Consider the following 11,899-nt stretch of genomic DNA (forward strand, 5'->3'; position numbering starts at 1 on the left):
ACGTGAGAGCGCGCAGTTCATTTTTGGTGGAGGGTTTTCACACAGCCTGTGTAGGACCGGCTTTAGCCGGGAAGGCGTCAGGTGTCACACCGCAACATTGATGGCGCACAAACAGGCCTCTTCCCGGCTGAAGCCGGTCCCACTAAAACACCGCGTGCATCCTGTGGGGGCTGGCTTCGGGTCAAATTGTGGGACCGGCTTTAGCCGGGAAGGCGTCAGGTGTCGCACCGCAACATTGATGGCTTAGAAACGCGCCCTTTCCCGGCTGAAGCCGGTCCTACTGAAACAACGACGCCATTGACGCAAATGCATCCGCGAGGCGTTGCCGGTTTGGCGACGGTGATGGATCGTGGCACGATGTCGGAGTTATCGACCGAGACCTTTTGACCATGCCGCTATCCACAGCCAAAAACCTCTCGCTGATCGCCGCGATCGACCTGGGCTCCAACAGCTTCCATATGGTTGTCGCCAAAGCCAATCAGGGCGAAATTCGCATCCTTGAGCGGCTCGGTGAGAAAGTGCAGCTGGCCGCGGGGATCGATGACGACCGCCGCCTCAGCGAAGAATCCATGCAGCGCGGGCTCGACTGCCTCAAGCGTTTCGCCCAGCTGATCAACGGTATGCCGCCCGGCGCCGTGCGCATCGTCGGCACCAACGCCCTGCGCGAAGCCCGCAACCGCAACGAATTCATTCACCGCGCCGAAGAAATCCTTGGCCATCCGGTCGAGGTCATCTCCGGCCGTGAAGAAGCGCGCCTGATCTACCTGGGCGTCTCCCACACCCTGGCCGACACGCCCGGCAAACGCCTGGTCGCCGACATTGGCGGCGGCAGCACCGAGTTCATCATCGGCCAGCGCTTCGAGCCGCTGCTGCGCGAAAGCCTGCAGATGGGCTGCGTCAGCTTCACTCAGCGTTATTTCAAGGACGGCAAGATCACCCCCGCGCGCTATGCCCAGGCTTATACGGCAGCGCGGCTGGAAATCATGAGCATCGAGCACGCACTGCATCGTCTGACGTGGGATGAGGCCATCGGCTCGTCCGGCACCATTCGCGCCATCGGCCTGGCGCTGAAGGCGGGCGGCCACGGCAATGGCGAGGTCAACGCCGAAGGGCTGGCCTGGCTCAAGCGCAAGCTGATGAAGCTGGGCGAAGTGGACAAGATCGATTTCGAAGGCCTCAAGCCTGATCGTCGGGCGATCTTCCCGGCAGGCTTGGCGATCCTCGAAGCCATCTTCGACGCTCTCGACCTCAAGCGCATGGACCACTGCGAAGGCGCGCTGCGTGAAGGCGTGCTCTACGACCTGCTCGGCCGTCATCATCACGAAGATGTGCGCGAACGCACCCTCAGCTCGCTGATGGAGCGCTACCACGTTGATCTCGAGCAAGCCGCCCGAGTCGAGCGCAAGGCGCTGTCGGCGCTGGAGCAAGTGGCGAAGGCGTGGGAGCTTGAGGACAACTCGTACCGCGAGTTACTGAGCTGGGCCGCCAAAGTGCATGAAGTGGGCCTGGACATCGCCCACTACCACTACCACAAGCATGGCGCTTACCTGATCGAGCACTCGGATCTCGCCGGTTTCTCACGGGAGGACCAGCAAATGCTCGGCCTGCTCGTGCGGGGTCACCGCCGTAATATTCCGAAGGACAAGTTTGCCGAGTTTGGCAACGAAGGCGTGAAGCTGATTCGTCTGTGCGTGCTGTTGCGTTTCGCGATCCTGTTCCACCACATTCGCGGCACCCAAGAGATGCCGCAGCCTGTGCTGACCGCCAACGATAACCACCTGGACATCGTGTTCCCGGATGGCTGGCTGGAAAACAACCAGCTGACTCAGGCCGACTTCGCGCTCGAAGCGGAGTGGCTGACCCGAGTCGGCATCATCCTCAACGTACGCTGAGGACCGGGTTGCTGAGTTTTTCCAACAGACTCGCCTGCACATTGCGGGCGTTCTGGTTGCCGGTCGGGGTGCTGCGAATGTAGCGCCCGTCCGGCTGCAGCAGCCAGCTATGGGTGTTGTCGCTCAGGTACCCTTCCAGCTCTTTCTTCACACGCAAGATCAGCTTCTTGCCTTCCACCGGGAAGCAAGTCTCGACGCGCTTGTCGAGGTTGCGCTCCATCCAGTCGGCACTGGACAGGAACATCTGCTCGTCGCCGCCGTTGAGGAAGTAGAACACTCGCGTGTGCTCAAGGAAGCGACCGATGATCGAGCGCACCTGAATGTTGTGGGACACGCCCGGCACGCCAGGACGCAGGCAGCACATGCCGCGCACGACGAGGTCGATCTTGACCCCGGTCTGGCTGGCCTTGTACAGCGCACGAATAATCTTCGGATCGGTCAACGAGTTGAACTTGGCGATGATGTGCGCAGGCTTGCCCTCTGACGCGAACTGCGTCTCCCGGCCAATCATGTCCAGCATGCCTTTCTTCAGGGTGAACGGCGCGTGCAGCAGCTTCTTCATGCGCAGCGTCTTACCCATGCCGATCAACTGGCTGAACAGCTTGCCGACGTCTTCGCACAACGCATCGTCCGAGGTCAGCAGGCTGTAGTCGGTATAGAGACGCGCGTTGCCGGCGTGATAATTGCCGGTACCCAAATGCGCGTAGCGCACAATCTCACCGGCTTCACGGCGCAGGATCAGCATCATCTTGGCGTGGGTCTTGTAGCCGACCACGCCATAGATCACCACGGCGCCGGCCGCTTGCAGGCGGCTCGCCAGTTGCAGGTTCGACTCTTCGTCAAAACGCGCACGAAGCTCGATAACCGCAGTGACTTCCTTGCCGTTGCGCGCGGCATCCACCAGCGCATCGACGATTTCGGAGTTGGCGCCGCTGCGGTACAGCGTCTGCCGCACGGCCAGCACGTGAGGGTCTTTCGCGGCCTGGCGCAGCAGGTCGACGACCGGGGTGAAGGACTCGAACGGGTGCAGCAGCAGGATGTCCTGCTTGCTGATCACGTTGAAAATGTTTTCGCTGTTCTGCAGCAGCTTCGGAATCGCCGGGGTGAACGGCATGTACTGCAGCTCGGGGTGACTGTCCAGGCCCGTGATGCTGAACAACCGTGTCAGGTTCACCGGGCCATTGACCTGATAAAGCTCGGTCTCGCTCAGGTTGAACTGCTTGAGCAGGTAGTCCGACAGCAGTTTCGGGCAGGTGTCTGCCACTTCCAGACGCACCGCATCGCCGTAACGCCGGGAGAACAGCTCGCCACGCAGCGCGCGGGCAAGGTCTTCCACGTCCTCTGAATCGAGGGCCAGGTCAGCGTTTCGGGTCAGACGGAACTGGTAGCAGCCCTTGACCTTCATGCCCTGGAACAGGTCATCGGCGTGGGCGTGGATCATCGACGACAGGAACACATAGTTGTCGCCCGGGCCGCCCACGTCTTCCGGCACCTTGATGATGCGCGGCAACAGGCGCGGTGCCGGGATGATCGCCAGACCCGAGTCACGGCCGAAGGCGTCAATGCCTTCCAGCTCAACGATGAAGTTCAGCGACTTGTTCACCAGCAACGGGAACGGGTGCGTCGGGTCCAGACCGATCGGCGTAATGATCGGCGCGATCTCGTCACGGAAATAACGGCGCACCCAGGCCTTGATCTTGGCATTCCAGTTGCGACGGCGAATGAAGCGCACCTGATGCTTCTCCAGCTCCGGCAACAGAATGTCGTTGAGAATGGCGTACTGGCGATCCACGTGGCCGTGGACCAGCTCGCTGATGCGCGCCAGCGCCTGATGAGGCTGGAGACCATCAGCGCCGGCCTGTTCGCGAGCAAAGGTGATTTGCTTCTTGAGCCCGGCGACGCGGATTTCGAAGAATTCGTCGAGATTGCTGGAGAAAATCAGCAGGAACTTGAGCCGCTCAAGCAACGGGTAGGACTCGTCGAGCGCCTGTTCCAACACGCGGATGTTGAACTGCAGCTGCGACAGCTCCCGATGGATGTAGAGACTGCTGTCATCCAGATTGGGCACCGCGATGACATGCGGGGCTGGATGATGCGGTTCCAGCGCGGGGACCACTTCAATGGTCGGCTCGACCACGGCAGTGACCTCTTGGTTGACGGGCGGCTGATTGACAGGCTGAGGGTCAAGCTCGACTGCGGCTTCGGTAGATCCTTCGGTGCTCATGAATAATCCTGTAAGGCAATTGGCCTTGTAACAGTTGGGCCGCGCGTACGGCCGATGTCGGAATGCCGCTTGCGCCACAACAGTGGTGACGTACAGCGTGAGACAACGGTCACGCCCAAGGGCGTGGCGGTTCTGAAAATGCTTGTGGCCTGACTCTGAATTGTGCAGCGGGGCGACGAGCGTCAGGCAAGATGCTGTGAGCGGTTTGACTCTCCACGCTACGGATTTCTCCGTGGGGTGCAACACCTTATCCGCCAAAGGGCCGTTGGCACCTTGTCGCGCCGGCAGGATTCCATGCCGTGGAACACACGGAGATAAAGGGAACCGCGGCCACAGCGGGCATTTATAAGCGGCGATTATGACACTCGCGTGACAGGTGTAATTGCGACGTAACGTGTACGACACAAACTCTCTCTTCGCGCGAATAATCGCTACCGAACGTAGGAAACTTTAACGCGGTGACACATTTGCATACTTTCCTGAATGCCTTGGGCGCGTTAGGCTGCGCGTTCATTTCGCCAGCACCTAAATAATGCTCCAGCATTTTTTACAAGAATTTGGCTACTTCGCCCTTTTCCTCGGGACCTTTTTTGAAGGCGAGACCATTCTGGTGCTTGCCGGCTTTCTTGCGTTCCGCGGATACATGGATATCAATCTGGTCGTGGTGGTTGCCTTCTTCGGCAGCTACGCAGGCGACCAGCTCTGGTATTTCATGGGGCGCAAGCATGGCCGCAAGCTCCTGGCGCGCAAACCTCGCTGGCAGTTGATGGGCGACCGTGCGCTGGAGCATATCCGCCGCCACCCTGACATCTGGGTGCTGAGCTTCCGATTTGTTTATGGCTTGCGTACGGTCATGCCGGTTGCCATCGGCCTGTCCGGCTATCCACCGGGGCGCTACCTGCTGCTCAACGGCATCGGCGCAGCGGTATGGGCAGCGGCGCTGGGTGCAGCGGCGTACAAGTTCGGCTCCGTGCTCGAAGGCCTGCTGGGCAACGTCAAGAAATACGAGCTGTGGGTCCTGGGCGCACTGCTGGTGATCGGTGTGCTGCTGTGGATTCGCCGCCGCATCAAAAACGCACGTATCGCCCGAGAAGAGAAGCTGGCCGTCGCGGCCAATGCCGAAGCCAATGTAGAAGCCAGGAACACCCCTGACGAGTAAATCCTCGGCGCATGCCCATGAAGCTGGAGACATTCGCTAACGGCGTTGTCCTAGGTTCATGGCTTGCGACAATCAGCGCAATGCTGACCTGCGCAACCGGTTACTGGCCGGAGCGCCTGAGAGAGGAACACGCGAATGACCAAAAAAGTGGCCGTTATTCTTTCTGGCTGTGGCGTTTACGACGGTGCGGAAATCCACGAAAGCGTGCTGACGTTGCTGCGCCTTGATCAGCGCGGCGCAGCTGTGAAGTGTTTTGCACCCAATATCCCTCAGCACCACGTCATCAATCATCTGACCGGCGAAGAGATGCCCGAATCGCGCAACGTGCTGGTCGAATCAGCCCGCATCGCCCGTGGCGCCATCGAAGACATCCGCGAAGCCGACGTCACTGAATTCGATGCATTGATCATCCCCGGCGGCTTCGGTGCCGCGAAAAACCTGTCGAACTTCTCTACCCAAGGCGCTGGCTGCAAGGTCCAGGCTGAAGTGCTGGCGATGGCCGAAGCGTTCGCCGCTGCCGGCAAACCCATCGGGCTCATCTGCGTATCGCCTGCGCTGGCTGCCAAAATCTATGGACCGGGGGTCACCTGCACGATCGGCAACGACGCCGACACTGCTGCAGCGATCACCCGCATGGGCGGCACCCACCAGGAGTGTGAGGTGACTGAGATCGTTGAAGACAAGGACCGCAAACTGGTGAGCACTCCCGCTTACATGGTCGCCACGTCCATCGGTGAAGCAGCATCCGGGATCAACAAGCTGGTGGATCGGGTGCTGGAGTTGGTGCAGGAAAACGAGGATCGCCTCCCGGACTGATGCTGGAAAAGGGCCAGAAGCGGATCGACCGCGCGCCAGCCCTACGGGTTCTCGCCTGCAGGCGGCGAGGGATACTCGCGAGCCAGCCGCGTCAGGATCCGGTCGAGGCAGTTGGCGAAGGCCTGTTTCTCCCGCTCGCCATAGGTGCCCTGTCCGCCACTGGCCTGCCCTTGCTCACGAAGATCCGTGAAGAGGTTACGCATCGCCAGGCGCTGACCCATGTTCTGTGCATCGAACTCCTTGCCCCGGGGATCGAGCGCTGCAACGCCCTTCTTTACCAGCCGATCAGCCAACGGCACATCGCTGCAGATCACCAGCTCGCCCGGCACGGCGTGCTCCACCAGATAATCGTCAGCCGCATCCGGCCCGCTGGGTACCACGATCAACTTCACCAGGATGAAGCTCGGCTTGATCTGGCTCTGCCCCGCCACCAGCACCACCTCATACTTGCGCTTGAGGGCGAACTTGATGACGAGGTCCTTGGCAGCCTTGGGACAGGCGTCGGCATCGATCCAAACGCGCATACGCGACTCCAATTCCAGAAATTAAGGTTATGCCGCTGCCGCCCGGCGCTTCTCGGCTATCCGGCTGCGGCCGTACAGCACCACAATCGCCAACAACGCGATGGCTTGGGCGCCGAGGGAATAGGCGTCGGCGTGAATGCCCAGCCAGTCGAACTCGAAGAACGGCACCGGACGCGTTCCGAAAATCCCGGCTTCCTGCAACGCCTTGACGCCATGACCGGCGAATACCACCGACAGCGCGCACAGCAGCGCAGCATTGATACCGAAGAATAGCGTCAGCGGCAGCTTCGCAGAACCCCGCAGGATCACCCACGCCAAGCCGACAAGCAGCACCAGCGCCGTGGCGCCTCCGGCCAATACGGCGTTGTGGCCGGCGGGGCCTGCCTGCAGCCACAAGGTCTCGTAGAACAGAATGACTTCGAACAGCTCGCGGTAGACTGAGAAGAACGCCAGCACCGCAAAACCGAAACGGCCACCGCCGCCGACCAGGCTGCTCTTGATGTAGTCCTGCCAGGCGGCGGCATGACGTCGATCGTGCATCCAAACGCCCAGCCACAGCACCATGACGCTGGCGAACAGCGCCGTCGCGCCTTCCAGCAGTTCGCGCTGCGAACCACTGACATCAATGACGTACGCTGCCAGCGCCCAGGTGCCCAGGCCCGCCAGCAACGCCAGCCCCCAACCGACGTTGACGCTGCGCACCGCCGATTGCTGACCGGTGTTGCGCAGGAACGCGAGAATGGCGGCGAGCACAAGAATCGCTTCCAAGCCTTCGCGCAGCAGGATCAGCAGACCGGAGATGAAGCTCAATGAGGTGCTCAGGCCATCGCTGCCAAGCAGATCGGCCGATTCCTTGAGCTTGACCTTGGCATCAGCGAGCTTCTGCGCCGCTTGGGCTGCGGGCAGGCCATCCTGAAGCGACTGCCGGTAGGCCATGAGCGCTTTTTCGGTGTCCTTGCGCACGGTGGCATCGACGTTGTCGAGTGAGCTTTCGACCAGCTCGAAACCCTCCAGGTATGCCGCGACGGACAGGTCATACGCCTGCTCGCGATCACCGGATTGATAGGCGGCGAGGCTCTTGTCCAGAGTTGCGCTGGTGTAATCGAGCAACTGAGCCGGGCCGCGCTGAACCTGAGGCGGCTGCGCGCGCTGGGCACGGAAGCTGGCAGCGGCTTGCGACCCTTCACTGGCACCGACTTCAGTCGGTGTCTGCCGCGCCAGATCAGCGAGGTTGTAAAGTTTTTCCTGCTTCGCAGCGGAGTCCGCGCTAAAGCCTGCGATGTAAGTCGCGACGTCCCACCGCTGGCGGTCATCCAGTTGGTCCGCGAAGGCGGGCATTTCAGTGCCTTCAATGCCCAGCCCGAGTGTGTTGTAGAGGTCGTAGAGACTCAGGCGGTCCAGCCGCGCTACGTCACGCAGGTTGGACGGCGGTGGTGAAAGACCAATCCCGGCGGGGCCGTCTCCTGCGCCCGCGTCGCCGTGGCACACCGAACAATACTGCGCATAAAGCGGCGCGCCCCGCGCCGGATCCGGGGTAATCACCGGCGCCTGACTGACCTCGTACGCCACCGCCAGCTTCGCGCCGAGCTGACGCGCCTGACGAGCCACCTGCGCGCCGTCCTGCTTCTGGTTGACCGCATTCACCAGCGCTGTGACACCCTGTTCGAGCTCTGCGCGCTCTGGCTTGGCTGGCAACGCGGCGATCGCGCCCTGCAGCGCCGCGAGAAACTCCACCTGCTCGCGGTATTCGGCGTCATCCACAACCTTGCCGTCCGCGACGGTCGCCGGATAGTCCGCCCCGATGTAATCGAGCAAATGCAAAGCCTGAGCAGCGTCCTCGGCAGGCGCTGCGCAGGCCCCGACGCTGAACAGGCTCAACAGCACGAGGCTCAGGCAGGCCAATAAGCGGGAGCGAAACATGAGGGTGGATCTCAAATAGGAATGCGAAGGGTTGCCATTGTTCATGTTAGGCGCTGAGGACTCAAGCGCTGCGTTGATGGGCTTTGACTCAATTGCAGGACCGGCTTTAGCCGGGAAGACGTCAGTCCCGTTTTAACCATGTTGTCTGACACACCGCCTTCGCGAGCAAGCTCACTCCTACAATTTCGTGTGCGCACCCAACCTCCGCGCTGGACGCAAATCCCCTGTAGGAGCAATCGGAGGTGACGACGGTCGCGAACGCGGTGGACCTGTAACATCGAGGGTGGCTGACACACCGCCTTCGCGAGCAAGCTCAGTCCTACAATTTAGTGTGCGCACCCGACCTCCGCGCTGGACGCAAATCCCCTTAGGAGCAATCGGAGGTTACGACGGTCGCGAACGCGGTGGGCCTGTGACATCGAGGGTGGCTGACACACCGCGTTCGCGAGCAAGCCTTGTCATTTCCACTGGACGAACGCGATGCTTTTAGTGGGACCGGCTTTAGCCGGGAAGGCGTCATGTGCCACACCGCGAGAATGAGGGTGCTGCCTCTGGGCCGCTTCCCGGCTGAAGCCAGTCCTACGATTGAGGGTTTAGGCCGGTTTCCCAGCCGAGCACAGCCAGTGGGACCGGCTGTGACTCAACTGTGAGAAGGGCTTTTGTTGGATCAGGCCCGATGCAAGGTGGCAAGGAACGCCGCTGCACTGACGAACAATCCGGCAAAGGTACGGTTCATCCGGCGTTGCTGTTTGGGGGTTTTGAGGGCGCGGAGCACTTTCGAGGCCAGGCCGGTGTAGCCCGCCATGACAATCAGATCCACGCAGACCATGGTCGCGGCGATGATCAGGTATTGCGGCAGCAGCGGCAGGTGCGTGTCGATGAACTGCGGCAGGATCGCCAGGATGAACACCAGGGCCTTGGGGTTGCTGATGTTCACCAGAAAGCCACGGGCCATGAGCAGCAGCGGCTTGCCCACCGGGCGTACAGCTGACTCATCCGCCAGATCGCTTGGCAGCGCACGCCATTGCTTGATGCCGAGATAAACCAGGTAAGCGACGCCAAACCATTTGATCAGAGTAAACGCCAGCGCCGAAGTGGCCAGAACCGCTCCAACCCCTACGGCGACCACCGCGATCTGCACGACAAGGGCGACCTGCAGGCCCAGCGCGTTCCAGTAGCCACGCCAGAAGCCGTATTGCAGACCGCTGGACATCGAGGCAATAGCGCCCGCGCCAGGGGACAGGCTGATAACCCAGCAAGCGGCGAAGAACCCCAACCATGTTTCGAGCGACATCACACACCTCAGCCAACCAATACCTGCGTCTAAGCTAGTGTTTCCAGGCCTTTAAACGCCAGTCATTTCTGACTGTTGCGGCGACTTGCCAAACAGCTGTTCCGGTCGCATGCGTCATATGGCCAACGCAGGTGACGCCATCAGGACAACGCTTCCAGCTCAGCCTGCATCGACTCCAGCAATTCCAGTGCTTCCATCCACGCTTCTTCAAGCTCGGACTCACGGGATTTCAGCTTGGCCTGATCGGCCAGCAGGTCGCGCAGCTTGTCTTTGTTAGCGGGCTCGTAGATGCCGCTGTCGCCCAGGGCCACTTCGATCTTCGCCAGTTTCTCATGCAACGTACCGAGCTCTTTTTCGAGCTTGTCGGCTTCGCGCTTGTGCGGCGCGAGTTGCTGGCGCAATGCGGCGGCCTGCTGTCGCTGGGCTTTCTTGTCGGTCTTGTCGGCATTGACCGGCGTATTGCTGGCCGGTGCATTGCGCAGGCGGTAGTCCACCAGCCAACGGGCGTAGTCGTCCAGATCGCCATCGAACTCCTGAACCAGGCCATCGGCGACGAGAAGGAAGTTGTCCGTTGTGCTCTTGAGCAAATGCCGGTCGTGAGACACCACCAGCACCGCGCCACTGAACTCCTGAAGCGCCATGGTCAGGGCCAGGCGCATTTCCAGATCCAGGTGGTTGGTCGGTTCGTCGAGCAACAGCAGGTTGGGTTTGTCCCACGCAATCAGGGCCAACGCCAGCCGCGCTTTCTCGCCGCCGGAGAAATTCAGCACCGGCTCGTCGAGGCGCGCACCGCGGAAGTCGAAACCGCCGAGGAAATCCCGCAGCGCCTGCTCGCGTTCGGTGGGCGCAATGCGTTGCAGGTGCAGCAGCGGACTGGCTTTGGCATCCAGCGAATCAAGCTGATGCTGGGCGAAATAGCCGACCACTGTGTTTTCGCCACGCACCATGCGCCCGCTCAACGGCTCGAGTTCGCCCGCGAGGTTTTTGATCAGCGTGGATTTACCGGCCCCGTTCGGGCCCAGCAAGCCGATGCGTGCGCCCGGCGTCAGTTGCAGCTTGACCTTTTGCAGGATGGCTTTGTCGCCATAGCCCAGCCGCGCGTCAGACAGATCCATCAGCGGGCTGGAGATCTTGGTCGATTCGCGGAAGGTGAAGTCGAACGGAGAATCGACGTGGGCCGCCGACAGCTCTTCCATTCGCTCAAGCGCCTTTATCCGACTCTGGGCCTGCTTGGCCTTGGTGGCCTGGGCCTTGAAGCGCGTGATGAATTTCTCCATGTGGGCGCGCTGGGCCTGTTGCTTGTCGTAGGCCTGTTGTTGCTGGGCCAGACGTTCGGCACGGGCGCGCTCGAAAGCGCTGTAACCGCCGCGATAAAGCGTGATCTTCTTCTGCTCGACGTGGGCAACGTGATCAACCACCGCATCCAGAAAATCGCGGTCGTGGGAGATCAGCAGCAGCGTGCCCTGGTAACTCTTGAGCCAGTCTTCGAGCCAGAGAATGGCATCGAGATCCAGGTGGTTGGTCGGCTCATCGAGCAGCAACAGGTCCGAAGGACACATCAAAGCCTGCGCCAGGTTGAGACGCATCCGCCAGCCACCGGAAAAATCGCTGACCTGGCGCTCCATCTGCTCGTTGGTAAAGCCCAAACCTGCCAGCAACTTGCGCGCCCGCGCGTCGGCCGTGTAGCCATCGGCACTGTCGAGCTCCGAATGCAGACGTGCTTGCGCGGCGCCGTCCTGGGAAACTTCGGCAGCAGCAAGGTCATGCTGCACCTGACGCAGACGCAGGTCGCCGTCGAGCACATAATCCACCGCCACACGATCGAGGGTGTCGACCTCCTGACGCATGTGGGCGATGCGCCAATCGGCGGGGAGCAGGCAGTCGCCGTTGTCGGGGGTCAGCTCACCCCGCAGCAGTGCGAACAGGCTGGATTTACCGGCGCCGTTGGCGCCGATCAGGCCGGCTTTCTGGCCGGCGTGCAGGGTCAGCTCGGCGTCTTCTAGCAGACGTTGCGGACCACGCTGTAAGGTAAGGCTTTGAAGTCTGATCATAATGGCGGCGGAGTCTACC

General features: G+C 61.2%; 8 protein-coding genes. 3 read left to right on the plus strand and 5 right to left on the minus strand.

The window, feature by feature from the left end; all coding sequences use genetic code 11:
• Positions 1 to 389 precede the first annotated feature (389 nt).
• The gene (ppx, locus tag QWI20_RS07760) at positions 390 to 1,892 is read left to right on the plus strand and encodes an exopolyphosphatase (RefSeq protein ID WP_265387608.1); all 1,503 of its coding nucleotides are present in this window, start codon (positions 390 to 392) and stop codon (positions 1,890 to 1,892) included.
• Here ppx and ppk1 read toward each other — a convergent pair.
• The gene (gene ppk1, locus QWI20_RS07765) at positions 1,879 to 4,116 is read right to left on the minus strand and encodes a polyphosphate kinase 1 (RefSeq protein WP_369304957.1); all 2,238 of its coding nucleotides are present in this window, start codon (positions 4,114 to 4,116) and stop codon (positions 1,879 to 1,881) included. The genes ppx and ppk1 overlap by 14 nt on opposite strands.
• A 529-nt stretch (positions 4,117 to 4,645) precedes the next feature.
• Between ppk1 and QWI20_RS07770 the strand changes: the two genes are divergently transcribed.
• Together QWI20_RS07770 and elbB are read left to right on the plus strand one after the other, a co-directional pair.
• Positions 4,646 to 5,275, plus strand: coding sequence for a DedA family protein (locus QWI20_RS07770; RefSeq protein WP_346627456.1), 630 nt, complete (start codon positions 4,646 to 4,648; stop codon positions 5,273 to 5,275).
• A gap of 135 nt (positions 5,276 to 5,410) precedes the next feature.
• On the plus strand, positions 5,411 to 6,091 hold the full coding sequence (gene elbB, locus QWI20_RS07775) for an isoprenoid biosynthesis glyoxalase ElbB (protein ID WP_265387610.1): 681 nt from the start codon (positions 5,411 to 5,413) through the stop codon (positions 6,089 to 6,091).
• Between the two features lie 41 nt (positions 6,092 to 6,132).
• Here the strand turns inward: elbB and QWI20_RS07780 are convergent, their stop codons facing one another.
• The 4 genes from QWI20_RS07780 to QWI20_RS07795 form a co-directional block, all read right to left on the minus strand.
• Positions 6,133 to 6,615 carry a YaiI/YqxD family protein gene (locus tag QWI20_RS07780; protein WP_369304958.1) on the minus strand — a complete coding sequence of 161 codons (483 nt, stop codon included), beginning with the start codon at positions 6,613 to 6,615 and terminating at the stop codon, positions 6,133 to 6,135.
• Positions 6,616 to 6,642: 27 nt separating this feature from the next.
• Positions 6,643 to 8,535, minus strand: coding sequence for an FTR1 family protein (locus QWI20_RS07785; protein ID WP_369304959.1), 1,893 nt, complete (start codon positions 8,533 to 8,535; stop codon positions 6,643 to 6,645).
• Positions 8,536 to 9,202: 667 nt separating this feature from the next.
• Positions 9,203 to 9,829 carry a LysE family transporter gene (locus QWI20_RS07790; RefSeq protein WP_369304960.1) on the minus strand — a complete coding sequence of 209 codons (627 nt, stop codon included), beginning with the start codon at positions 9,827 to 9,829 and terminating at the stop codon, positions 9,203 to 9,205.
• Positions 9,830 to 9,969: 140 nt separating this feature from the next.
• On the minus strand, positions 9,970 to 11,880 hold the full coding sequence (locus tag QWI20_RS07795) for an ATP-binding cassette domain-containing protein (RefSeq protein WP_369304961.1): 1,911 nt from the start codon (positions 11,878 to 11,880) through the stop codon (positions 9,970 to 9,972).
• Positions 11,881 to 11,899: the final 19 nt, after the last annotated feature.

The organism is Pseudomonas sp. W2-17, assembly GCF_041060445.1.
In the GTDB taxonomy this organism is placed as follows: Bacteria; Pseudomonadota; Gammaproteobacteria; order Pseudomonadales; family Pseudomonadaceae; genus Aquipseudomonas.

What these genes read in the sequence shown, in the direction of transcription:
- ppx (WP_265387608.1), top strand. Translation starts at nt 390, where the DNA reads ATGCCGCTATCCACAGCCAAAAACCTCTCGCTGATCGCCGCGATCGAC.
- ppk1 (WP_369304957.1), bottom strand. Translation starts at nt 4,116, where the DNA reads ATGAGCACCGAAGGATCTACCGAAGCCGCAGTCGAGCTTGACCCTCAG.
- elbB (WP_265387610.1), top strand. Translation starts at nt 5,411, where the DNA reads ATGACCAAAAAAGTGGCCGTTATTCTTTCTGGCTGTGGCGTTTACGAC.
- QWI20_RS07780 (WP_369304958.1), bottom strand. Translation starts at nt 6,615, where the DNA reads ATGCGCGTTTGGATCGATGCCGACGCCTGTCCCAAGGCTGCCAAGGAC.
- QWI20_RS07785 (WP_369304959.1), bottom strand. Translation starts at nt 8,535, where the DNA reads ATGTTTCGCTCCCGCTTATTGGCCTGCCTGAGCCTCGTGCTGTTGAGC.
- QWI20_RS07790 (WP_369304960.1), bottom strand. Translation starts at nt 9,829, where the DNA reads ATGTCGCTCGAAACATGGTTGGGGTTCTTCGCCGCTTGCTGGGTTATC.
- QWI20_RS07795 (WP_369304961.1), bottom strand. Translation starts at nt 11,880, where the DNA reads ATGATCAGACTTCAAAGCCTTACCTTACAGCGTGGTCCGCAACGTCTG.